The organism is Microbacterium sp. SWDP-B6 (assembly GCF_059803615.1).
The window spans coordinates 434,792-457,971 of sequence record NZ_JAPFGV010000001.1; the positions used below are offsets into that span (position 1 = coordinate 434,792).

Below are 23,180 nucleotides of genomic sequence, written 5' to 3' on the forward strand. Positions count from 1 at the left end.
CAAACCTCACGCATTCCGGAAATCGGGCGGCCTCACACTGAAGCTCTCAGTTTCCCGAATGTGAGGTTTGACTATGGATGCTCCAGGCAACATCTCCTGGGCGATCACCGCGACCGCCCTCGTACTGCTCATGACGCCCGGCGTCGCCTTCTTCTACGGCGGTCTCGTCAAGGCCAAGAGCGTCGTCAGCATGATGATGATGAGCTTCGGCTCGATCGGCCTCGTCGCCGTTCTGTGGATCCTCTTCGGGTTCTCGATGAGCGCCGTCGACAGCCCCACCGCCTTCGCAGGCAACCCCTTCGCCGACATCGGCCTCTCCAGCCTCGCGGCCGGTGAGGGGTCGAACGTCGCACTTCTCGGAGTCGCATACGGTGCGACCTTCGCGATCATCACCGTCGCACTCATCTCGGGTGCCATCGCCGACCGTGCGAAGTTCGGCAGCTGGCTGATCTTCGCCGGCGTCTTCGCCACGGTCGGATACTTCCCCGTCGCCGCATGGGTCTGGGGCGGCGGTTGGATCATGAACCTCGGCACCACGCTCTTCGGTGAGGACAGCGGCATCGGCGTGATCGACTACGCCGGCGGTACCGCTGTGCACATCAACGCGGGTGCTGCCGCGCTCGCGCTCGCAATCGTCCTCGGCAAGCGCATCGGCTTCCAGAAGGGCATCCTCAAGCCGCACAACGTTCCGCTGACCCTCCTCGGTGCTGCTCTGCTGTGGTTCGGCTGGTTCGGCTTCAACGCCGGTGCCGAGTGGCTCGCAGAGGACATGGGCGGCGTCGGACTCATCGGTCTGAACACCCTCGGCGCTACGGCGGCCGCGATCCTCGGCTGGATCCTGATCGAGAAGATCAAGGACGGGAAGCCCACGTCGGTGGGTGCAGCGTCGGGTGCCGTCGCCGGTCTGGTCGCCATCACCCCCGCCTGCGCCAACCTGACCCCCGGGTGGTCGCTGCTGCTCGGTGCCGTCGCCGGCATCGTGTGCGCACTCGCGGTGGAGATGAAGTTCCGCCTCGGTTTCGATGACTCGCTCGACGTCGTCGGCATCCACCTCGTCGGTGGCCTGATCGGAACGCTCTACCTCGGCTTCTTCGCCTCCGGAACCGGTCTCTTCGTCGGTGGCGACGCACGCCAGCTCGCCGTCCAGGCGATCGCAGCTCTCGGTGTGCTGGTCTACTCCTTCGTCGTCGCCTTCATCATCGGCTTCGCGATCGAGAAGACGATCGGCTTCCGCGTCACCAGTGAAGACGAGATCGCCGGTGTCGACCAGGTCGTGCACGGCGAGGAGGGATACGCACTGGCCGACGCCTGAACTCCCGTTAGGGTGACCGTGTGAGCAACTCGAACGGCATCCTGGCAAGACTCGCGGAGATCCTCTTCACAGCACTGGGATCTGACCGGGCGTCTCGGACGAACACTCGTCCGGGACGCCCGGTCTCGCGTGTGCGCACGTCCGAGGAGGTGCGCTCCGCAGCATCCGGCTCGAGAAATCCCGCGCGGGGAAAGGAGACGGTGCGCGTCGACCCCGACCGGATCGAGCAGCTCCGCATCGGCTACGCGCCCGACCGCGACGGCGCACCGGACGCGGGAGAGATCATCTGGACCTGGGTGCCGTACGAGGAGAACGACGGCAGGGGCAAGGACCGTCCGGTGCTCGTGATCGGGCGCGAATCGGCGGATCGGGTCTACGCGGTGCGAATGACGAGCAAGGCCCACGACGGCGACCGCGACTATCTGTCGATCGGTTCCGGAGACTGGGACTCGCAAGGACGCGAGTCGTGGGTCGATATCGAGCAGCTCTACAGCGTGCACGAGAGCGGTCTGCGCCGCGAGGCGGCCGTGCTCGACCGTTCTCGTTACGGTCGGGTCGCATCGGCGCTGGCGCGTCGGTACGGCTGGGCGAGCGCGTGAGCATCTGACTCTTTCGAGCGTCTCGGGGTCCCGAAGCTGCGCACTCTGCTGAGCGTCCACACCAGCGAGCCGGATGCGACGAGAGCCGCCACGAGTCCCGCGACGTGCAGTGTCAGAGACATGCCGCCCCGCTCGGGCAGCAGGAATCCGTAGGGCACCCAGCCGTCCGTGATGCCCCTGAGCAAGACGACGCCCAGCCATGCGACCGGGTACGGGAGCACGAGCCAGAGGCGTCGCCACGGCATCGGAGCACGATCGCCGATGAGCACCCAGTCGAATACCAGCAGCACGGGGAACAGGGTGTGGAGTGCGAGGCTCACCCAGGCCGGCGCGCTTCCGGTTCCCGGTACCAGCACGTTGTACACGACGCCCACGACGATCATGCACGCAACGGCCACGGCACGAGCGCTGGTGAGCGGTACAGGTATCGAGCGACGGCGAATCGTCAGCAGCCCCGTCGCTATCAGGACACCAGCGGTCAGCAGACTCGTCAGATTCGTGAAGTAGCCGAAGTAGTCGACCAGACTCGCTCCCTGACGGGGAATTCCGATCACATACGTGAACACCAGGATCTCGACCACCACTCCGCCCACGAGCACACGGAGGATTCCGATCCCAGGAGAGGCAGGCGGCAATGACGTCATCCGTTCAGGGTACGAGCGGGACTCCTGCAATCCGTTCGGCGAAGCGCTGCGAACCATCTGTGAGTCGCAGCACGCGACGACATCACAGGAGGCATCATGCGTTTCATCCCCACCAAGGTCCATGGCATCCTCGACTACGTCGTCGGAGTGGCGCTGATCGCTGCTCCGTGGCTGTTCGGCTTCGCAAACGTCGGCGGTCCCGCCGTGATCATCCCGATCGTGCTCGGCGTCGGCCTCATCGTCTACAGCCTGTTCACGAAGTACGAATGGGGCCCCTTCGGCTTCATCCCGATGCCCGTCCACCTCGTCTTCGACATCGTCGCGAGCCTGTTCCTGGCGCTCTCGCCCTGGATCTTCGGCTTCTCGACCGAGGCGCCCAACGTGTGGCTCCCGCACGTGGTCGTCGGTGTCGCCGTGATCCTGGTCGTCCTGTTCTCACAGCCCCAGCCTGCGAGCGTCAAGGCCACAGCACGCGCCTGATCCATCTGCACTCTGAAGCCCCGCACGGAACGTCGGCCCCGTGCGGGGCTTCAGTTCTGCAACGCCGAGCTCACCCAGCGTGCGTACTGCTGCCAGGGTTCGCCCTCAGTGCGCAGCCCCGCAATGTGCGCCGACAGGATCGGGGTGAGCGTGAACCACTCGCCCCCCTCGCGGGCTTCCGCGAACTCCCGATGTTTCGCCTGTTCGACTTCCCGACCGCCACGCTCGAAGGCCAGGAGCTCTTCGTGCCGGATGCTGGCGAGGCGTTGCCGAGGGCGACGGCTGGTTCCGATCTTCACTCGGCGGTCATAGCGGATGTAGTAGACCACCTCGATCACGGGCCTGGGCAGACCGGGATCCGGCGAGTCCCCGTATCGCCATCCGCACCAGGCGCACATCAGCGCCGCTGCCACGCGCACTGCCTCCGCGTGGCCGCACAGCGAGCAGGGGCTGGGTAGCTGGATGGCCGACACGGTCGGCACGCTACCGGCAGCCACCGACGTCGAACCTCGCCTAGCTGCGCCGCAGCGAGCCGGAGTCTTGGAAGCGCTGCGACGAGCGGGTCGAGATCCCGGGAGTGGATGGTCTCCCACACCGCCGGCATCCCGCGGCTGCGGTCGCCCGAGAGTAAGTCGTCGAGCAGAGTGGTCATCCTGTGCCGGGCGACGATCCGCTCATGGGTGCGAAAAAACCGCGCGACACCTGAGTGTGCGGGGTTGTGGTGGGCGATACCGGACTCGAACCGATGACCTCTTCCGTGTGAAGGAAGCGCGCTACCAACTGCGCCAATCGCCCATACCTGTGGGGTACGTCAACCGATACTACCCGACGGTCGGAGGCGAAGTTGACCATGCTGGGAGACACGCGCGAGATTCGGTTTGAGTTTTGACAGTCGCCGATCATCGGCTAATGTTTCATAAGTGCCCGGGACAACAACCGGGAACAACGCGGATGTAGCGCAGTTGGTAGCGCACAACCTTGCCAAGGTTGGGGTCGCGAGTTCGAGTCTCGTCATCCGCTCAAGTGCAGGGGCCTTCTTCGGAAGGCCTTCCGCACGTGGGGTCAATCCACACGGTGGCGTGGCCGAGCGGCTAGGCACCGGCCTGCAAAGCCGTTTACACGGGTTCGAATCCCGTCGCCACCTCAGTAACTGAATAGCCCGAACGGGCGCGATTGGCGCAGCGGTAGCGCGCTTCCCTGACACGGAAGAGGTCACTGGTTCGATCCCAGTATCGCGCACAGAGAAACCCCCGGTTTTCCGGGGGTTTTTTGTTTCTCCGGGGTGATCTTTCGCCGAACGAGCCGACGAGGAGATCGTTCACTCGGCGGTGATGAGCGTCGGAGCAGGGTCCTCCAGCCCGCTTCGTAGCTCGACCCGTGTCCACGCGACGGGAGCGGGGCAACTGCCCGCTCACACTGCGATCAGGTCGGCTGTGACGACCGCTTGACCACGTCGTAGGCGGCGAGCGCAGCCTTGCGTGTCGCAGCGAGATCGACGATCGGCTCCGACGGAGCATCCGATGCCCACTGCGAGATGTAGAGACCGTTCGGGTCGAACTTCTTCGCCTGCAGTTCGGGGTTGAAGACACGGAAGTACGGTGCGGCGTCAGCGCCGGACCCTGCCACCCACTGCCAGTTGAACGGGTTGCTCGCGCCGTCAGCATCGACCAGCGTGTCCCAGAACCACTCCTCGCCGCGACGCCAGTCGATCAGCAGGTTCTTCACGAGGAACGATGCCGTGACCATGCGCACCCGATTGTGCATGAAGCCGGTGTGCCAGAGTTCCCGCATGCCCGCATCCACCAGCGGGATGCCGGTGTCGCCATGCTGCCACGCCTCGAGCTGCGCCGGATCGAGCGGCGGCCACGGGAACGCGTCGTACTGACGGCGCAGATTGACGGTCGCCAGGTCGGGGGAGTGGAACGTCGTGTGCCAGGCGAACTCGCGCCAGCCGAGCTCCGAGAGAAAACCTGCGGCGCCGTCGGCGTCGACCGCCTCCTGCCAGACGGTGAACGGGCTGAGCTCGCCCCAGCGGAGACGAGGCGAAAGCAGAGAGGTGGCACCGGCCGACGGCTCGTCACGGGCGCGGTCATATGACCCGATGTCCTCGTGCAGGAAGGAGCGCAGCCGGGCGCGCGCGGCGGGCTCGCCGGGCTCCCAGGTCTCGCGCAGTCCGCCGGCCCAGTCAGGGCGGGTGGGCAGCAGGTTCCAGTCGTCGAGGTCGTCTGAGGCCGGCGCGCTGGCGACCCCGTCGAGGCTTCGCGGTGCGGGGAGCGGCGCTCGGGGCGTGGGAAGCGCGAGGCAGGCGCGCCAGAAAGGGGTGAACACCGAGAAGTGGGTGCCGCTGCCGGTCTTCACCGTCCACGGCTCGTGCAGCAGCGATGCCTGGAAGGACGTCACCTCGAGTCCGTCGTCGCGCAATGACGTCTTCAGGGTCGTGTCGATGTCACGTTCGGCACCGCCGTAGCGCCGGTTCCAGAACACGGCTGTGGCTCCGGTGTCGGTGACCGTCTCGCGCACGACGCGCTCGGCCGGACCACGCCGGAGGATGAGCGATGCGCCGAGGTCCTGCACCCGTTCGCTCAGCGACGCGAGGGAATGGTGCAGCCACCAGCGCGCAGCACCGCCCAGCGGTCGTATGCCGGGGGACTCCTCGTCGAGGACGTACAGCATGACCAGGGGTTCGCCGCGATCGATCGCCGCCCTCAGTGCCGGATTGTCGGCGAGCCGAAGGTCGTCGCGGAGCCAGACGAGTGAGGGAGAGGCCATGGCACCATTCTCACCCGAGCGTCCGAACCGGTGGGCGGGGTTGCGCGCCTGGGACCTCAGCGGCTACGGCGCGCCGGTCGCCTGCGCGCGGGAGCGGGCTCGGCGGTCGACCATACAGCCCACAGCACCAGGAGCGGCTGGAGGAAGAGGCGTCCGAAACGACGAGCCTCGGTGTCGAGACCCGGCGTCGACCGTCGGGTTCGCCACTGGTGCACGTTCCCGGGGAAGACGGCGACGAAGAACGCGGCAGTCGCGAAGCCCATGCGGCGTCTCTCCTTCGGGAGGGCGAGCAGCCCGACGGCGAGAGCGACCTCAGCTGCTCCCGAGGCGATCACGATCGCGTCCTTGTCGAGGCGCGTGGCCTTCGTGGCCCAGTCCGGCACGACGACGCGGAAGCCCCGGGTGCTCACGAAATGGACGATGCCTATCGCCCCGAGTGCGAGTGCGAGGATCCAACGCGCCAGTGCTCTGATCATCTGCTCACGCTACCCCGACGGCTCCGGAGGGCATGCGGTTCGTCGGGGCGCCGCCACGCCCGGTCATCCGGAACCGAGCATTCGGGCGCCCTCCCATTCGCGAAACCCGTCGGCGATCTCGGGTGCGTGCGTGTGATGCAGATAATGCTCGCCGTCGACGGGGATGACGGTTCCGTCGTCCACGGCCGCGGCCTGGCGCTCGTGCAGGTCGAGCCAGTTCGGAGTGACCGCGTTGTCGGCGACCACGAACAGCAGGAGCGGGAGTCGGTCGGGAAAGCCGGTGCCCGCGGCATCCGCGAAGTTGGTCCTGATGTGCGTCATCTCGTCGAGATAGGTGGGGGAGAGCGAGTTCCGATTGCTGAGGAGCGCCATCTGCTCGCGCGCGTCGTCGCCGTAGTCGAGGCCGCCCAGGTCATCGCCCGTCAGGCTCGTGATGACTCGGACCAGGCCCAGACTCTTCGCCGCGCCCAACAGCCCGACGGGGAACTCCGTGTCCATGTTCGGCTGCCCCGGCACGCTCGTGTCGATGCCGACGAAGGCCGTCACCTCATCCGGGTATCGTTCGGCGTACTCGATCGCATAGATCCCGGCGATCGAGTGCCCCATGAGCACGTACTCGTCGACCTGCAGCACCCGGAGTGCCTCGTGGATCTCGCCGACGATGTTCTCGGTCGTCCGCTCGGTGTCGGTGCCGTCGCTCAGACCATAGCCGAACGGTTCGACGACGATCACCCGGTGATCTTCCGCCAGATCGGACACCAGCGGCGCGAAGTCGAGCACAGGCGAGGCCGTGCCGAAGCCCGGGAGAAGCACGATGTCGGTCGCGCCCTCTCCTGCGACGAGGACGTTCATCTCGCGGCCGTCGACCACCACCGTCTGACCGTAGGGTTCGACACGGTCGCGCTCGGTGGCTGTGGCTACCGCATTCACGATCGTCGTGGTCGTGAGACCGACCGCGAGAACGCCGCCGATCGCGGTCAGGACGACGAGGGTTCTCTTGATGGATCTGCGCACGGTGGCCTTCCCGGCACACGCGGAGATCGGGAGGAGCGCGCGCCTGCTCTCCAGCCTGACGAACGCGGGACACCCGCGCGTCAGCCCTCGACGGACATCCGCATACCGCGTTCGCGGTATGCGGATGTCATCCGGCGGGAGGATCCGGGCGTCGCGGAGACGCGAAATACTGGATGCATGCCGACGACCCGTGAACCCCGTGGCGGGATTCGACTGAACGATGTCGTCGTCGTCGCACTGATCGTGATCTTCGCACTGCTGCCGTTCCCCGACGACACCTTCCGCGCGCGAGGACTCCTCTTCGTGCCGGCGCTCGTCGCCGCTGCGGTCATGCCCTTCCGTCGTCGTTGGCCGCTCGTGGTGCTGGCGATCAGTCTGCTGTGCGCCGTCGCGTCTGCCGCCGCAGGCACCATCTCACCGAGCGCGCTCCTCGCCGCAGCGATCGGCTGCTACTCCGCCATGGATCGACGCGGACGCGGCATCGGACTGATCGCGGTCGCAGTCTCGGTCGTGGTGGTCTTCCTCTCGAACGGCTGGGCCCTTGCGGGGGATCTTCTCGACTCGACCGCGCTGCAGTTCGTCCTGCTCGTCGTCCTCGGCGGTGCACTCGGAGACGCGGCCAGATCTCGGCGGGAATTCGCCGCCGCGATGATCGAGCGCGCGGAGCGCGCCGAGCGGAACCGCGATGACGAGGCGCGCAGACGCGTCGCTGAGGAGCGGGTGCGCATCGCCCGAGACCTCCACGATGTCGTCGCGCATCAGATCGCGGTGATCAGCCTGAACGCCGGTGTCGCCTCGTCGGCGCTCGACAGCAGGCCGGAGCGCGCCAGGGAGGCTCTCACCACGGTGCGCAGTGCATCTCGCACTGTGCTCAGCGACATCGGCGGCCTCATGTCGCTGCTTCGCTCCGATGCTCTCGACGACCCCGAAGACCGCCGGCCGCAGAGCGGGCTGGCCCAGCTGGACACCCTGATCGACGGTTTTCGACGAGGTGGGCTCCGAGTCGATCTGCGGCGCCAGGACGACGGGTTCGTGCTCTCGCCCGCGAGCGACCACGCGGCGTATCTCGTGCTGCAGGAGGCACTCACGAACGCCCACAAGCACGGCCTCGGAGGCACAGCCACCGTGGCACTGCGCATCGAGAGCGCGGCCCTGCACCTGACGATCGTGAACCCGACCAGAAACGTCGCACCTGCGTCGCCGGCCCCCGGCAACGGACTCCGTGGCATCCAGGAGCGGCTCGCAGCGGTGCGTGGAGCGGCACACTTCGGCAGCGACCGAGGTGTCTTCTCGCTGGAGGCGTGGATCCCGGTCGAGGGCGTCGATACGCCATGACCGTCTCGGTGCTCGTGGTCGACGACCAGCCTCTCGTGCGACATGCCGTGCGGGACATCCTCATCGACGGTGGCCTCGTGGTCGCGGGGGAGGCATCGAACGGACACGACGCCGTGCGTCTGGCGAAGACGGCCGCACCGGACGTCGTGCTGATGGACATCAGGATGCCGGAGCTCGACGGAATCGCCGCCACCGCGCTCATCTGCGCTCAGAACGACTCAGCCGTCCAGAACGACTCGGCGGCTCAGCCGCGAGTGCTGATCCTGACGACGTTCGAAGAGGACGAGAACGTCGTCGCCGCACTTCGCGCGGGGGCGAGCGGCTTCATCGGCAAAGGCGCGGAACCCGACGAGATCGTCCGGGCTGTGCGCACCGTCCACGACGGGGAAGCCCTGCTGTCGTCGATGGCCACGCGTGCACTGATCGAGCGCTCCATCCGACGCGGCGGATCAGACCCCGCCGCACGATGGACCACCGCCCTCGCTCTCCTGACTCCGCGCGAGCGCGAGGTGCTCGTGCTTGTCGCCGAAGGCCTCGCCAATCACGAGATCGCCGCGGGGCTCACGATCTCGCCGCACACCGCGAAGACCCACGTGAACCGGATCATGTCGAAGGCGGGAGCACGCGACAGGGCGCAGCTCGTCATCCTCGCCTACGAGACCGGACTCGTCGTGGCCGGTGCCTGATCCGCATCGTCAGGCGTGACAAGCCCTGCGCCACACTGGGATCATGACCGTCCTGCGCATCAGCATCCTGTTCGTGCTCGCCGCCGTCGCCGAGATCGGGGGAGCCTGGCTGATCTGGCAGGCTGTGAAGGAGAACAGAGGCTGGGTGTTCGCGGTTCTCGGGGTCATGGCCCTCGGCGCATACGGGTTCATCGCGGCGCTCCAGCCCGACGCGAACTTCGGGCGTGTGCTGGCGTCATACGGCGGCGTGTTCATCGCCGGATCCCTGGCGTGGGGGATCATCGTCGACGGCTTCAAGCCGACGCTCTGGGACTGGGTCGGATCCGCGATCGCGCTGGTCGGCGCGGCGATCATCATCCTCGCGCCGGCGGCGGCGGACACCTCGTCGGAGACGGGACTGTAGCGGTCAATCGGCCCCGGGCATGCGAGTAGCCTAGATCCAGACCCAGATGGAGTGTGCAGTGCCTGAAAATGCTCAGCCGAAAGACGGCTTCGCCCTGTTCTCTGACCGTTCAGTCGTCGCGATGCGCGTCAACGGAACCCTCAAGGACCTCGCCGCGACAGTGACGGATGCCGACGAGGTCGAGCCGGTCACGATCGACAGCCCTGACGGACTCAACATCCTCCGACACTCAGCGGCGCATGTTCTCGCGCAGGCGGTGCAGCGGATCAACCCGCAGGCGAACCTCGGCATCGGTCCGCCCATCACCGACGGCTTCTACTACGACTTCGGCGTCGAGACGCCGTTCACCCCCGAGGACATCAAGGCGATCACGAAAGAGATGCAGCGCATCGTGCGTGAGGGCCAGCGTTTCGTGCGCCGTGTCGTCACCGACGACGAGGCACGAGCCGAGCTCGCCGACGAGCCCTTCAAGCTGGAGCTCATCGGTCTCAAGGGCGGCAAGGAGGCGGCAGAGGGCGCGTCCGTCGAAGTCGGCGAGGGCGAACTCACGATCTACGACAACACGACCCGCGACGGCGAGGTCGTCTGGAAGGACCTGTGCCGCGGGCCGCACCTGCCCAACACCCGCATGATCGGGAACGGCTGGGACCTCACCCGCATCGCCGCCGCCTACTGGCGCGGCAGTGAGAAGAACCCGCAGCTGCAGCGCATCTACGGCACGGCGTGGCCGTCGAAGGACGAGCTGCGCGAGTACCAGCACCGTCTCGAGGAGGCCGCGAAGCGCGACCACCGTCGACTGGGCAAGGAGCTCGACCTGTTCTCGTTCCCCGAGGAGATCGGCTCGGGCCTCTCGGTCTGGCACCCTCGCGGTGGCATCGTCCGCGGCGAGATGGAGCAGCACGCGCGCAGGCGGCACATCGAGGGCGGCTACACGTACGTGTACACCCCGCACATCTCGAAGGAAGACCTCTTCCTCACCTCGAACCACCTCGTCACGTACAAGGAGGGCATGTACCCGCCGATCGTGATGGACGAGGAGCGCGACGACGAGGGAAACATCACCAAGCAGGGCCAGGACTACTACCTGAAGCCCATGAACTGCCCGATGCACATCCTCATCTACAAGGAGCGGGCACGCAGCTACCGCGACCTGCCGCTGCGCTTCGCCGAGAACGGCACCGTGTATCGCAACGAGCTGTCCGGTGCACTGCACGGCCTCACTCGCGTGCGCGGCTTCACCCAGGACGATTCGCACCTCTTCGTGACGCCGGACCAGCTCGAGGGCGAGGTCTCCAAGGTCCTCGAGTTCATCCTGTCGATGCTCCGCGACTTCGGCCTGACCGACTTCGAGCTCGAGCTGTCGATGAAGGACGACGAGAAGTCCAAGTGGATCGGCTCGGACGAGTTCTGGGAGTCGTCGACCGATGCTCTGCGTCGCGTCGCTGTGGCATCCGGTCTGAAGCTCACCGAGGTTCCGGGCGAGGCTGCCTTCTACGGCCCCAAGATCGACCTCAAGACGCGCGACGCGATCGGCCGCACCTGGCAGCTGTCGACCGTGCAGGTCGACCCCAACCTGCCCGAGCGCTTCGAGCTCGAGTACATGGACAAGGACGGCCAGAAGAAGCGGCCGATCATGATCCACCGTGCGCTGTTCGGGTCGATCGAGCGGTTCTTCGCGATCCTTCTCGAGCACTACGCCGGTGACTTCCCGGTGTGGCTGTCGCCGGTGCAGGTCGTCGGCATCCCCGTCGCAGACGAGTTCGCCGACTACCTCGGCGAGGTCGTCGACACCCTCCGGACGCAGGGAGTGCGGGCTGAGCTCGACACCTCCGACGACCGGATGCAGAAGAAAATCCGCACGCACACGACCGGCAAGGTTCCGCTGCTGCTGATCGCGGGGGAGAAGGACCGCGAGGCGGGCACCGTCTCGTTCCGCTATCGCGACGGCACGCAGGAGAACGGCGTGCCGATCGCCGACGCCGTCTCTCGCATCCGTGCCGCGATCGACGCGCACGCTCTCGTGCAGACAGCAGGGGACCTGGCGTGACGACGCCCTCCGAGCCGTGGGAGGACGCCGGCGAATTCGCCGGCGCCCCCGACGAGTTCCAGCGGCTGTGGACCCCGCACCGGATGGCGTACATCCAGGCGGGCCCGGAGCCGCTGCGCGAGGAGTGCCCGTTCTGCGAGGCTCCGAAGTTCCCGGATGCCGAGCGGCTCATCGTGGCACGGGGCGAGACGGCCTACGTGCTTCTCAACCTGTTCCCCTACAACTCGGGGCACCTTCTGGTCTGCCCGTATCGCCACATCGCGACCTACGACCAGGCGACGCCCGAAGAGGTCGCCGAGATCGGTGCGCTGACCCAGATGGGCATGCGCGTACTCCGAGAGGTGTCTCGCTGCGACGGCTTCAACCTCGGGATGAACCAGGGCGCCGTCGCGGGCGCCGGCGTCGACGGACACCTGCACCAGCACATCGTGCCGCGGTGGACGTCGGACGCCAACTTCTTCCCGATCATCGCGAAGACCAAGGCGCTGCCACAGCTGCTCGGCGAGGTACGCGAGGCTGTGGCAGACGCCTGGCCGAAGGCCTAGCGCGGGTCAGCGCACCTGACGCGCGGTGAACTGCATGCGCGGGTTCGCGTAGAACTCCTGCGCCTCGACGAGCTGCAGTTCGCGCGCACCGGACTCGAGGGTCGCCGCGAGCAGGTCGAACACACTCGATGCCGTGCGCTCGAGCGCCGTCTTGGCATCGCCCGTCGCGACGTAGTGCGCCGTGAACAGGGCCGCGGTCACGTCACCCGAGCCGTTGGCCTTCATCGGCAGGCGTGGCGTCTGCACGATCCAGGCGCCGGTCGGGTCGGCGACGAGCATCTCGATGGTGCCCTCTTCGCGGTCGGGGCGCTCGACGCTCGTGACGAGCACCGTGCGCGGTCCCATCGCCATCGCCAGGTCGACCGACGTCAGAGTGGACTCCAGCGTGTCGGGCTCGGTGTCAGTGAGGAAGCCGAGCTCGAACTGGTTCGGCGTGATGATGTCGGCAGCCGGCACGACCTTCTCGCGCAGGAGGATCGGGATGGCCGGTGCGACGAAGCATCCGGACTTCGCGTTGCCCATGACCGGGTCGCACGCGTACACGGCGTCGGGGTTGGCGGCCTTGACCCGCGCGACGGCGTCGATGATCACGTCTCCGATGCCCTCGCCGCCCTGATACCCGCTGAGCACCGCATCGATCTCCCCGAAGACCCCGCGTTCCTCGATGCCTGTGATGACCTCACGCACGTCGTTCGGATCGATCAACGGGCCGCGCCAGGCGCCGTAGCCGGTGTGGTTCGAGAAGTTCACCGTGTAGACCGGGAGCACCTCGACGCCGATCCGCTGCAGAGGGAAGACTGCGGCGGAGTTTCCGACATGGCCGTACGCGACGGCGGACTGGATGGAGAGGATCTTCATTCTCCGATCCTTTCAGTGAGGGCGGGAGGGGTCCCGCGGCGGGTGTTCATCGCACGGCTGCGACGAGGTCGGCGACGAGCGTCTCCGCGTCGTCTTCTGACAGGTCATGAACGGTGAGGCGCAGGTGGTGTGAGGGCTCGGCCCGCTCGTCGAGGGCGAAGTCGTCTCCCGTGCGCGCCAGCCAGCCACGTCGCATCAGTCGCTCGGCGACGACCCTCGCCGGTTTCGGCAGCCGCACCCACAGGCTCAGTCCGTCGGTGGCGGGGGAGTCGAGTCCCTGTTCCCGCAGACGATCCGCGAAGGCCGCGTTCCTCGCGGCGTAATGCTCTCGGGCCTCGGCGATCCGTGAGACGACAGCGTCATCGGTGAGCTGGGTCAGAGTGAGGCGCTGCAGCAGGTGGCTGACCCACGTGGTGCCCGGGCTGAGCCGCATGGCGAGGCGCTCGGCCGTCGTCGCGTCCGTCGCGGCGATCGCGAGGCACATGTCGGGTCCGAGGAATTTCGAGACCGAGCGCACAAGGGCGAACCGGCGGTGCTCGGGTCCGATGAGGGACTCGTACGGCCGATGGGACAGCATCGAGAAATGGTCGTCTTCGATGATCAGCACATACGGGTGGTCAGCGAGCACGGCGCGCAACTCGGCGGCCCGGGCGGCAGTGAGGCTCGCACCGGTCGGGTTCTGTGCACGGGGAGTGCAGATCACTGCGCGGACGCCGGCATCCAGCGCCTCACGCAGCCCCTGGACCGTCATGCCCTGGTCATCGACGGGCACGGGGATCGCACGGTACCCCCCGAGGCGCACCGTGTGGATGCTGGCGAGGAAGCAGGGGTCCTCGAGCGCGACGGCGTCGTCGCGCATCAGCGCTTGAGCGAGAAGGCGCTCCACGGCGTCGACAGCCCCGCTGGTCACGGTGATGCCGAAGTCGAGGTGGCCGATGTCGCCGGCGATCCACTCGCGCGCCCATTCGTCGAGACCGCGGTCGATGACGGGTTCTCCATAGAGCACGGGTCGCCCGGCGACCGTGGCGAGCGCCTGCGACGGATCGGGGATCAGCCGGGGATCGGGGTTGCCGGTGCCGACGTCGCGCAGCACCGTGTCGGACGCGTATCCCTCCTGGGCGACGGCCTCGAGACCCGTGATGACCGTGCCGGCGCGACCGCGCGAGATGACGATCCCCGCCTGGGCGAGCTGTCGGTAGGCGGCGACGGCGGTGTTGCGGTTGACGCCGAGAGTCGCCGCCAGCTCGCGGACAGGCGGAAGAGGGCTGCCTGCACGCAGGACTCCGCGGTCGCGCAGCCCGCGCACGCTGTCGGCGATGTCCGCTGCGGTGGTTCCCGTGATCTGGTCGCTCATGTGTCCTCACCTCCGATTCTAGGTCGTTCCGGACAGTGCTACTGTTTGGCCTAGATCAAACGAGACATCGTTCGACACCCATGCACATCGTGCTTCCCCGACAGGAGCTCTCATGACCGAACAGCCCACCACCGGATCCTCGCGCGTCAAGCGCGGTCTCGCCGAGATGCTCAAGGGCGGGGTGATCATGGACGTCGTCACCGCAGATCAGGCGAAGATCGCCGAGGACGCCGGCGCCGTCGCCGTGATGGCCCTCGAACGGGTTCCCGCCGACATCCGCGCCCAGGGCGGAGTGTCGCGGATGAGCGACCCCGACATGATCGACAGCATCATCGCCTCGGTCTCGATCCCCGTGATGGCCAAGGCCCGGATCGGTCACTTCGTCGAGGCGCAGGTGCTGCAGGAGCTCGGCGTCGACTACATCGACGAGTCCGAGGTGCTGTCGCCCGCCGACTACGTGAACCACATCGACAAGCACGGCTTCGACGTGCCGTTCGTCTGCGGTGCCACGAACCTCGGTGAGGCACTCCGCCGGATCAACGAGGGTGCGGCCATGATCCGTTCCAAGGGCGAGGCCGGCACCGGCGATGTCTCCGAGGCGATGAAGCACATCCGCAAGATCCGCGGCGAGATCGCCGCGCTCACCGCGCTGCCCAAGGACGAGCTGTTCGTCGCCGCCAAGGAGCTGCAGGCGCCGTACGAGCTCGTCGCCGAGATCGCCGAGACGGGCAAGCTCCCCGTCGTGCTCTTCGTCGCCGGCGGCGTGGCCACGCCTGCGGATGCCGCCATGATGATGCAGCTGGGCGCGGACGGCGTGTTCGTCGGCTCCGGGATCTTCAAGTCGGGCAACCCCGTCGAGCGCGCGAAGGCGATCGTCAAGGCGACCACGTTCTTCGATGACGCGAAGGTCATCGCCGAGGCCTCGCGCGGCCTCGGAGAGGCGATGGTCGGCATCAACGTCTCCGACCTCCCCGCACCGCACCGCCTGGCCGAGCGTGGCTGGTAGACCCGCAGTCGGCGTGCTGGCCCTGCAGGGCGACGTGCGTGAGCACGCCGCCCTGCTGGCCGGGCTCGGTGCCGACGTCGTCCTCGTGCGGCGCCCCGAGGAGCTCGCCGCCGTGAGCGGCCTCGTGATCCCCGGTGGCGAGTCCAGCGTGATCGACAAGCTCTCGCGCACCTTCGGGATGCAGGAGCCGATCCGTGCCGCGATCAGCGCCGGGCTTCCCGCGTATGGAACATGTGCGGGGCTGATCCTCCTCGCAGACGAGGTGCTCGACGGCATCGACGGACAGCAGTCGTTCGGCGGTATGGACATCGCCGTCCGCCGCAATGCCTTCGGGCGTCAGACGGAGTCGTTCGAGATGTCGCTCGAGGTTCCGGTGCTCGGCGAGCCCCCTGTGCACGCGACCTTCATCCGCGCTCCGATCGTGGAGCGGGTCGGTCCTGATGTGGAAGTACTCGCCACGCTGCCCGACGGCGGGATCGTCGCGGTGCAGCATGGGTCGCTGCTCGGCACCAGTTTTCATCCCGAGGTCGACGGTGAGACGCGCTTCCACGAGATGTTCCTCGAGCGGGTCCGAGATCGCAGCGGTCGATGACATCGATCCATGGCGACCCGCCATGCACCAGAGCATGACAGGCCGTGGTCCCAGGTCGGACTAGTCTCTTTCGAGTGACTGGATCCAGGGCTGAGACCGCGTACGCGCGTGCCATCACCGCATTCAGCACCCCGACACTCGATCTTCTCCACGGCCGATTCGCTCCGTTCGTCGTCGCGTCGCTCACCCTTCTGTTCAACGCCGACCGGGCATCGGTCGCGGTGGCGGATGCGCATGCCGAGCTGGCCGAGGTGCTGGATGAGCTCCGCGCGGCGGGGTACGACGAAGACGACAGAAGACTGCCGTCCGGCAGCGGACGTGACGTCTGCCGCAACTGGGTGCGCCTGGGCTGGCTGATCCAGCAGATCGACGACGACATCGAGGTCTATCGCCTGTCGGCGCACGCCGTCGCCGCGCTCGAGATATCCGGCCGCACCGGCGGCGGGCGAACGCGAGTGTCGAACTCGCGTGTGCGCACCCTGCTCGATGCCGTGGAGCATCTCTCGGTGAGCGCGGAGGTCGACCCGGTTCGTCGCCTCTCCCGGCTGCAGGCGGAGCGCGACGTCATCGATGCGGAGATCGCTCGCATCCAGGACTCCGGACGCGCGGAGCCTGCGGATGACGAGGAACTCCTCGAGGAGGCGGAGAACGTCCTTCATCTGGCGCGCGAGCTCCCCGCCGACTTCACGAGGGTCGCCGAGTCGCTCAGAGCGATGCAGCGCGACGTCGTCGCCCACCTCCGGAGGGACGAGCGGCCGACGAGCGAGGTGCTGCGCGAGTATCTCCAGCGCGCCCAGGACGTGATGCAGTCGACCCCGGAGGGGCGTGCCTTCGCAGGTGCCCTGCGTCTGATCGGCGACCCCGAGCGCATCGACGCCCTCACTGAGCAGCTCCGCGGACTCCTCGACCAGCCGTTCGCGCGCATGCTCGACGGCACGCAGCGTGCCGAGCTCGATGCGATCGCGCGACGCGTGGAGCTGGGGGTGGAGGAGGTGCTGGCCGCACAGCGCCGCGCCTCGCATGTCATCACCGGTCAGGTGAAGACCCACGACCCGTTGCGTGACCGTCAGATCGACGACCTCCTCCGCGACGTCATCGCAGGACTCCACGGGTGGTCGGGTCCGGCCGCGGTGGTCGATCCTGTGCGCAGCATGCCGCTCGCCGACCTCGGGCATCTCCGTCAGACGACCAGCGACATCCGCCCGCCGCGAGCTCCGGCCCCGCTCACGGATGCCGACGACGTCGACTTCCTCGATCACGACACGCGTGCCTGGGGTGGTCCGAGGTATGCCGAGCTCGAGGAGTACGTCGCCGGTCTCGGCGCGCAGTTCGATCTCGCCGAGGCGTTCCGGGCGGTGCCCGACGCGGCTCGACGCCCGGTCGACCTCCTCGGCCTGCTCGAGATCGCCCACCGCAACGGCCTCGCGGACGGCGACGGGATCTCGACGGTGGAAGCGCTGAGGCCTGACGGGACGACTCGCCGCTTCGCCTTCGGCGCCGTGATCGCCCGCAGCACGAAAGAGGATGCAGATGAGTGACGACGACCTCACCACGGCGGTCGCCGACGAGGGGTTCATAGCCCCTACGGCGATGGAGGACGACCTCGAGGCGCACTTCCCGGGTGACCGCGGCACGCTCGACCCCGAGATCAGACGTGTGCTCGTGCACCTTCTGCAGCGCCGCTTCATCTCGATGGAGCGCAACCGGCGCGAGTGGACGCTGCTGATCGAGCACCAGCACGTCATCGAGTCGCGGCTCAACGACATCTACCTGCGGCTGATCATCGATCACGCACGCGGATTCGCCTACAAGCAGCAGCTGCGCTCCGATGAGGTCGAGATGCCGGTCCTGCTGAAGGATTCGCCGTACTCGCGGGCCGAGACGCTGGTGCTGGTGCACCTGCGAACCGTCTACCAGCGCGAGTCGGCGTCCGGCGAGGGATCCGTGCGGATCGACATCGAGGACGTCGAGCAGACCGTCCTCAGCTACTTCGCCGACACCGACGGCGGAACCGCGAAGCAGCAGAGGGCGATCCGCAGCGCACTGGACCGGCTGGACCGAGAGGGCATCGTGCAGGAGGAGACCAGCGGGCGGTATCGGATCACCGCGCTCGTCGAGGTGGTGCTCAGCGCCGAGACGCTCAAGGAGCTGCGGGAGTGGCTGCGAGCCCAGGCGGTGGTGGCGCGATGACGATGATGGACACGCTCTTCGGGATGATCCCCGCGAGCTCCCGCGGCCAGCAGTGGGTGGCCGAGGAGCTGCAGCTCATCAACTGGGGCGGATACGACGGGGGGCCGCACCGGGTGCGGTTCTCGCCGGATGCGACCCTGCTGTGCGGTGGGTCAGGGTCTGGAAAATCCACGCTCATGGACGGCTACATCGCCCTGATGATGCCGCACACGACGCCGTTCAACGGCGCCTCGAACGGCGGTGTCACGGGGCGTCCGCGGGGCGATGAGCAGCGCAACATCCTGTCGTACGGGCGCGGCAAGATCGACGAGTCCCGAACGGACGAGGGCACGAAGCTCCGGGTGCTGCGCGGTGACGGCGAGGACACCTGGAGCGCCGTCTCGATGACCTGGTTGGATCACGACGGCTCGCGCTTCACGGCGGTCCGCGCGTGGTACATCCCTGCGGACGCGCGAACGCTCGAGGACACCACGAGAGTGCGAGCCACGGTCGACGGCGCATTCGACCTCGCGCAGCTGGAGCGCGCCGCGTCTCACCGCCTCACCGACACGTCGGTGCGAGCCGTCGGACTCGACCCCGTCGCGACCGACCGCGAGTTCTCGGCCCGGCTGCACGCCGTGCTCGGCATCGGCGCAGCCGGCTCCGGGGCGAAGGCGATCAGTCTTCTCGCCCGCATCCAGGCGGGGCAGCAGATCACCACGGTGGACGATCTGTACAAGAAGCTCGTGCTCGAGGAACCCGAGACGATGGCGACCGCGGACGCGGTGGTCGCTCACTTCGACGAGCTGGAGAGCACACGCACCCGGATGCTGGTCGCCAAGCAGCAGGTGGCGGCTCTCGAGCCGATCCGCGGGATATCCCAGCGCATCGAGGAGGCATCGGAGCGGATGCGGGTCGTGGACGAGGTCGGGGTCTTCTCCGAGTCGAACTCGCTCGCGGCTCTCTGGAGCGCAGAGCGTCGTCTCGACCTGCTGCGCGAAGTGGAGGTGGATCTCCGCGACCGAACCCACGCGCTCCAGCTGGCCGTGCGCGAGAAGAACGCCCTCATCGCCGCCGCGGACAGCGAGCGGGAGGGTCTTCTGGACGTCCTGCGGCAGTCCGGAGGCGATCGCCTCGAGACCGCCCAGCGCGAACTGCGCGGCGTCGAGCGCCGTCTCGAAGATGTCCGGCGTGAGCGGTCCCGTTTCGACGCCGTCGCCGGCGAGCTCGGCATCGAGGTGCACGACGCGGCCGCGTTCGAGAGCCTGCTGACCCGTATCGGACGGGAGCTCCCGCAGGCAGGGATCCGAGGTGCCCGCGCCGCATTCGCCGACGCCGAGTCCGCTCGCAGAGCCGTGGAGACCGAACTCGCGCAGGTGCGCGCCGAGCGAGACCGCTCCCGAGACCTGCGGGGGAGCATCCCGGCACATCTGCATGAATCGAGAGTCCTGCTCGCTCAGGCCGCCGGGCTCGCCCCGACGGATCTGCCGTTCGTCGGCGAGCTGATCGAGGTGCGCACCGAGTTCGAGCCGTGGCGGGAAGCATTCAACCTGGCGCTCGGCGGGTTCGCACGGACACTGCTCATCGACGTCTCGAACCTCGGACGATTCCGCGCGGCCATCGACTCGGTGCGCACCACGGAGCGGATCAGCTACGAGGGAATGCACACCGGTCTCGCCGAGTCGCGGCCGGCCGACCCGAGAACGCTTCCGGGTCGACTCGAGCATCGGTCGACGCCTTTCACCGGGTGGCTCCAGCAGCGACTCCGCGAGCGGTTCGACTACGTCTGCGTCGATTCCTCGGCCGAGCTCGCCGAGCATCCTCGCGCGTTGACGATCACGGGACAGGTGTCGCAGGGCGACCGGGGGTCCCACGGCGGGCATGGCCGCGCGAACCTGCTCGGATTCTCGAACGCACGCCGTCTGCGTGAACTCGACGAGCAGGTCAGCGAGCTCGAGATCCGACGGGATGCCGCGTCCTCGGCGGCTGCCGAAGCGGAGGCGGACCTGGACCGGATCGAGGCCACCGCGAAGGCGCACGCGAAGATCGAGGATCTCACCTGGGAGCAGATCGACGTCGAGGCCGTCGAGGCGGAGCGTGCGCGCTGGCTCGCTGTCGAGGCGGAGGTCACCGTCGAGAACCCGAAGATTGCCGAGCTGCGTTCGCAGGCCGAGGAACTCAGGAAGCGGGCGGGTCGTCTGCGTGACGAGAGCGCCCGTCTCGGGGGCGACCTGACGCTCGCCCAGGACCGTTGGGTCGAAGTGACGGACCAGGTCGACGCCTCTCAGCGGATCGTCGATGCGGCGGAGGCCGCGGAGATCGCGCTCGACGAGCGGCACCGTTCCTTCCTCGACGCGCGCTTCCTCGGTGCGGAGGCTTCCGTCAGCGTCACGGCGTCAGAGCGACTCGCCCATCTCGACTCCGCGTTGCGCACCGCCGCGACCAGGCTGCTCGAGGACCGCACGTCGGCGGCCACGGCGCACGCCGAGCAGCGCGAGCAGATGCGACGCCTGATGACCGGGTTCCTCGAGCGCTGGGACACCCTCACGATCCTGCCCGACCCCGACGAGTCGGTCGCGGAGTTCGAGGGGATCCTCGATGCGCTGGAGACCAACGGCCTGCACGAGCTGGAGTCCGAGTGGCGGGACAGCCTTCTCAAGCTCTCCGGAAACGATCTGACGAGTCTGGACTCGACGCTCGGGCGCGCGCTGCGTGAGATCAAGAATCGCATCGACCCGATCAACCGGATCATGGAGGAGCTGCCGTTCTACGACGACGAGCACCGCCTCCAGATCACGCCGCGCGAGAATCAATCGGAAGCGCGCAGACGATTCCGCAAGGAGCTGCGCGAGGTGCGCGGCCTCATCGACACGGCGGGGACGGACGCCGATCGCGAGAGCGTCTACCGGAGGATGAGTCGTCTCATCGCTCGGATGCGGCGGACGGCACCGGACTTCGCCGAGCTCATCGACGTGCGCAACCACGTGCGGGTGAGTGCGGAGCGGATCCATGCCACGACCCGGGAGCACGTCGCGCTCTACGACCACATCGGTGAGAAATCAGGTGGAGAGTCGCAGGAGCTCGTCGCGTTCATCGTGGGCGCCGCGCTGCGATACCAACTCGGCGACGCGGGAGCCGAGCGTCCCCGCTACGCGCCGGTGTTCATGGACGAGGCCCTGATCAAGGCGGATGCGCACTTCACGAAACGTGCGATCGGCGCGTGGCGGGGTCTCGGCTTCCAGCTCGTGATCGGAGCGCCGAACGACAAGTACAGCGCGATCGAACCGCACGTCGACGTGGAGTACGACATCCTGAAGGACACCCGCGGTCGCTCCTGGGCTCGTCCGAAGGTGGGCCTGCCGGCCGGGGGCGAGTGATCGCGGGCGAGTGATCGAGGCGAGTCGGATCAGCCCGACACGAGTGTTCGGATCGCGCCGACTGTGCGATCGATGTCGTCTCGGGTCGTCGCCCAGGACGACATCGAGCATCGCAGCGCCGCGCGACCACGCCACGCGGCGCCTGTCAGGGCAGCTGTGCCCTCGGCGAGCACGGCCTCGCCGAGGGCTCGCGTCGCGTCGTCGGAGTCGAGTCGGAACATCACCTGGGTGTAGTCGACGTCGTTGAGGATGCGGATGCGGTCGATCGAGGCGAGTCCGGATGCCATCGCGATGGCGTTCTCATGCAGTGCGTCGATGAGACGCGCGATTCCCTGGCGCCCGAGGCTGCGCATCGCCGCCCAGGCGGGCACGCCTCTGGCCCGCCTGGAGAGCTCCGGAGTGACATCCCAGGGATCGAGGCTCGTGAAGACGAGATAGTCACCGCCGGTGCGGAACGCGGCGATCGAGTCTGCAGGATCGCGGACGATCGCCATTCCGCAGTCGTACGGAGCATTGAGGGTCTTGTGCGCATCCGTCGCCCAGGAATCAGCCAGACCCATCCCCTCGGTCAGGCGGCGAAGCGAGGGCGACGCCGCGGCCCACAGCCCGAACGCGCCGTCGACATGCACCCACGCACCGTGCTCGTGCGCGATCGGGATGAGCGCGGCGAAGTCGTCGAACGCGCCGGTGTGCACCTCGCCCGCCTGAAGGCAGACGATGAGCGGCCCCGTGGCCTGATCGAGGGCGTGCTCCAGGGCCTCCGGTCTCATGCGGCCCTGGTCATCCGATTCGATCACGACCAGCTCGTCGGTTCCTATCCCGAGGAATCGAGCCGCCCGATCGATCGAGCCATGGCGATCGGCGCCGACGACGAATCTCACGGCGGGTGCGAGCCGAAGCCCCCTCTCCGAGAGATTCCAGCCGCTTCGTGCGAGAACGGCGTTGCGCGCTGTCGCCAAGCACGTGAAGTTCGCCATCTGGCCGCCCGTGACGAAACCGACGCTCGCGCTCTCAGGCAGTCCGAACAGGTCGAGCATCCACTGTCCGGCGATGCGCTCCATCGCGACCGTCGTCGGGGTGAGGGTCGCCGACCCCGAGTTCTGGTCCCAGGTCGACACCAGCCAGTCTGCGGCGAGAGCGGCGGGGTGGGTGCCTCCGATCACGAACCCGAAGAAGCGGCCTCCCGGAATCGCGACGAGGCCCGGATCACCCCGTCGTGCCATCTCCTCGATCACGCTCGCGGCATCCGTGCCCTCCTCGGGCAACGGACCCCCGAACGCCGACATCATCTCGTCGAGGCTCGCCCGCGGCCACACGGGTCTCTCGTCGAGCGACCCGAGAAAGTCGATTGCTGCGCGGTGTGCGGCTTCGAGGCCGCGGGTTCTGTCATCGACGGCTCTTTCGTCCATGAGTCAGGACTACACCTGCGCTGCCCGTGATGCCAGAGGGTGCTGACCGCCCTCCCTGCGAAACGGGTGGGACGTCCGCCACAGCTCACGGGCGTGGTTCGATAG

The 23,180-nt window shown here is 67.7% G+C and carries 21 protein-coding genes and 4 tRNA genes; 16 read left to right on the top strand and 9 right to left on the bottom strand.

Going from position 1 to position 23,180, the window contains the following annotated elements; all coding sequences use genetic code 11:
- The first annotated feature begins 73 nt into the window (after positions 1 to 73).
- Positions 74 to 1,312 carry an ammonium transporter gene (locus OPU70_RS02200; RefSeq protein WP_042540252.1) on the top strand — a complete coding sequence of 413 codons (1,239 nt, stop codon included), beginning with the start codon at positions 74 to 76 and terminating at the stop codon, positions 1,310 to 1,312.
- Between the two features lie 20 nt (positions 1,313 to 1,332).
- Entirely contained in the window at positions 1,333 to 1,911 is a 579-nt protein-coding gene (locus OPU70_RS02205) for a type II toxin-antitoxin system PemK/MazF family toxin (protein ID WP_079112860.1), read from the top strand.
- Here the strand turns inward: OPU70_RS02205 and OPU70_RS02210 are convergent.
- A complete protein-coding gene (locus tag OPU70_RS02210; protein WP_197066001.1) occupies positions 1,857 to 2,555 on the bottom strand; it encodes a Pr6Pr family membrane protein in 699 nt (232 codons plus the stop codon). The two genes, OPU70_RS02205 and OPU70_RS02210, sit on opposite strands and share 55 nt — an antisense overlap.
- Before the next feature lie 96 nt (positions 2,556 to 2,651).
- Here OPU70_RS02210 and OPU70_RS02215 point away from each other — a divergent pair, with 96 nt between their 5' ends.
- The gene (locus tag OPU70_RS02215; RefSeq protein WP_042540254.1) at positions 2,652 to 3,035 is read left to right on the top strand and encodes an SPW repeat domain-containing protein; all 384 of its coding nucleotides are present in this window, start codon (positions 2,652 to 2,654) and stop codon (positions 3,033 to 3,035) included.
- A gap of 50 nt (positions 3,036 to 3,085) precedes the next feature.
- Here the strand turns inward: OPU70_RS02215 and OPU70_RS02220 are convergent, their stop codons facing one another.
- The gene (locus tag OPU70_RS02220) at positions 3,086 to 3,508 is read right to left on the bottom strand and encodes a GIY-YIG nuclease family protein (RefSeq protein ID WP_498557067.1); all 423 of its coding nucleotides are present in this window, start codon (positions 3,506 to 3,508) and stop codon (positions 3,086 to 3,088) included.
- Between the two features lie 246 nt (positions 3,509 to 3,754).
- A tRNA-Val gene (locus tag OPU70_RS02225) sits at positions 3,755 to 3,830 on the bottom strand.
- A gap of 152 nt (positions 3,831 to 3,982) precedes the next feature.
- On the opposite strand from OPU70_RS02225, the gene OPU70_RS02230 reads away from it, so the two are divergent.
- From OPU70_RS02230 to OPU70_RS02240, 3 genes are all read left to right on the top strand, one after another.
- A tRNA-Gly gene (locus OPU70_RS02230) sits at positions 3,983 to 4,055 on the top strand.
- Positions 4,056 to 4,108: 53 nt separating this feature from the next.
- A tRNA-Cys gene (locus OPU70_RS02235) sits at positions 4,109 to 4,179 on the top strand.
- 23 nt (positions 4,180 to 4,202) lie between these two features.
- A tRNA-Val gene (locus tag OPU70_RS02240) sits at positions 4,203 to 4,274 on the top strand.
- A gap of 183 nt (positions 4,275 to 4,457) precedes the next feature.
- On the opposite strand, the gene OPU70_RS02245 is transcribed toward OPU70_RS02240, so the two are convergent.
- The 3 genes from OPU70_RS02245 to OPU70_RS02255 form a co-directional block, all read right to left on the bottom strand.
- Positions 4,458 to 5,804 (bottom strand): cryptochrome/photolyase family protein, encoded by a 1,347-nt coding sequence (locus OPU70_RS02245; protein ID WP_079112837.1) that lies wholly within the window; start codon positions 5,802 to 5,804, stop codon positions 4,458 to 4,460.
- 56 nt (positions 5,805 to 5,860) lie between these two features.
- Positions 5,861 to 6,280 carry a DoxX family protein gene (locus OPU70_RS02250; protein WP_052492931.1) on the bottom strand — a complete coding sequence of 140 codons (420 nt, stop codon included), beginning with the start codon at positions 6,278 to 6,280 and terminating at the stop codon, positions 5,861 to 5,863.
- A 63-nt stretch (positions 6,281 to 6,343) separates the two neighbouring features.
- Positions 6,344 to 7,294, bottom strand: coding sequence for an alpha/beta hydrolase (locus tag OPU70_RS02255; RefSeq protein WP_498557068.1), 951 nt, complete (start codon positions 7,292 to 7,294; stop codon positions 6,344 to 6,346).
- A gap of 177 nt (positions 7,295 to 7,471) precedes the next feature.
- Between OPU70_RS02255 and OPU70_RS02260 the strand changes: the two genes are divergently transcribed.
- The 5 genes from OPU70_RS02260 to OPU70_RS02280 are packed head-to-tail and all read left to right on the top strand — an operon-like array spanning position 7,472 to position 12,310.
- Complete coding sequence (locus OPU70_RS02260) at positions 7,472 to 8,629, top strand: sensor histidine kinase (RefSeq protein ID WP_498557069.1); 1,158 nt, start codon at positions 7,472 to 7,474, stop codon at positions 8,627 to 8,629.
- The gene (locus OPU70_RS02265) at positions 8,626 to 9,315 is read left to right on the top strand and encodes a response regulator transcription factor (RefSeq protein WP_079112834.1); all 690 of its coding nucleotides are present in this window, start codon (positions 8,626 to 8,628) and stop codon (positions 9,313 to 9,315) included. Before OPU70_RS02260 ends, OPU70_RS02265 begins: the two co-directional genes overlap by 4 nt.
- A gap of 43 nt (positions 9,316 to 9,358) precedes the next feature.
- Complete coding sequence (locus OPU70_RS02270) at positions 9,359 to 9,718, top strand: YnfA family protein (RefSeq protein WP_498557070.1); 360 nt, start codon at positions 9,359 to 9,361, stop codon at positions 9,716 to 9,718.
- A gap of 46 nt (positions 9,719 to 9,764) precedes the next feature.
- Positions 9,765 to 11,765: a threonine--tRNA ligase gene (gene thrS / locus OPU70_RS02275; protein ID WP_367820140.1), complete on the top strand. Its 2,001-nt coding sequence runs from the start codon at positions 9,765 to 9,767 to the stop codon at positions 11,763 to 11,765.
- On the top strand, positions 11,762 to 12,310 hold the full coding sequence (locus OPU70_RS02280) for an HIT family protein (protein ID WP_498557071.1): 549 nt from the start codon (positions 11,762 to 11,764) through the stop codon (positions 12,308 to 12,310). Before thrS ends, OPU70_RS02280 begins: the two co-directional genes overlap by 4 nt.
- Before the next feature lie 6 nt (positions 12,311 to 12,316).
- Here OPU70_RS02280 and pdxY read toward each other — a convergent pair whose 3' ends face one another.
- A complete protein-coding gene (gene pdxY, locus OPU70_RS02285; RefSeq protein ID WP_042540269.1) occupies positions 12,317 to 13,168 on the bottom strand; it encodes a pyridoxal kinase PdxY in 852 nt (283 codons plus the stop codon).
- 46 nt (positions 13,169 to 13,214) lie between these two features.
- Positions 13,215 to 14,522, bottom strand: a complete 1,308-nt coding sequence (locus tag OPU70_RS02290; protein ID WP_042540271.1) for an aminotransferase class I/II-fold pyridoxal phosphate-dependent enzyme — start codon at positions 14,520 to 14,522, stop codon at positions 13,215 to 13,217.
- A gap of 112 nt (positions 14,523 to 14,634) precedes the next feature.
- Between OPU70_RS02290 and pdxS the strand changes: the two genes are divergently transcribed.
- The 5 genes from pdxS (at position 14,635) to OPU70_RS02315 (ending at position 21,666) form a co-directional block, all read left to right on the top strand.
- Positions 14,635 to 15,528 carry a pyridoxal 5'-phosphate synthase lyase subunit PdxS gene (gene pdxS, locus OPU70_RS02295; RefSeq protein WP_311878870.1) on the top strand — a complete coding sequence of 298 codons (894 nt, stop codon included), beginning with the start codon at positions 14,635 to 14,637 and terminating at the stop codon, positions 15,526 to 15,528.
- Positions 15,518 to 16,120 carry a pyridoxal 5'-phosphate synthase glutaminase subunit PdxT gene (gene pdxT / locus OPU70_RS02300; RefSeq protein ID WP_042540275.1) on the top strand — a complete coding sequence of 201 codons (603 nt, stop codon included), beginning with the start codon at positions 15,518 to 15,520 and terminating at the stop codon, positions 16,118 to 16,120. Before pdxS ends, pdxT begins: the two co-directional genes overlap by 11 nt.
- A gap of 74 nt (positions 16,121 to 16,194) precedes the next feature.
- Positions 16,195 to 17,658: a DUF3375 domain-containing protein gene (locus OPU70_RS02305; protein ID WP_042540277.1), complete on the top strand. Its 1,464-nt coding sequence runs from the start codon at positions 16,195 to 16,197 to the stop codon at positions 17,656 to 17,658.
- Positions 17,651 to 18,310: a DUF4194 domain-containing protein gene (locus tag OPU70_RS02310; RefSeq protein WP_079113980.1), complete on the top strand. Its 660-nt coding sequence runs from the start codon at positions 17,651 to 17,653 to the stop codon at positions 18,308 to 18,310. Before OPU70_RS02305 ends, OPU70_RS02310 begins: the two co-directional genes overlap by 8 nt.
- Positions 18,307 to 21,666 carry an ATP-binding protein gene (locus OPU70_RS02315; protein WP_475435054.1) on the top strand — a complete coding sequence of 1,120 codons (3,360 nt, stop codon included), beginning with the start codon at positions 18,307 to 18,309 and terminating at the stop codon, positions 21,664 to 21,666. Before OPU70_RS02310 ends, OPU70_RS02315 begins: the two co-directional genes overlap by 4 nt.
- Before the next feature lie 29 nt (positions 21,667 to 21,695).
- On the opposite strand, the gene OPU70_RS02320 is transcribed toward OPU70_RS02315, so the two are convergent.
- Entirely contained in the window at positions 21,696 to 23,075 is a 1,380-nt protein-coding gene (locus tag OPU70_RS02320; RefSeq protein WP_498557072.1) for a pyridoxal phosphate-dependent decarboxylase family protein, read from the bottom strand.
- Between the last annotated feature and the right edge of the window lie 105 nt (positions 23,076 to 23,180).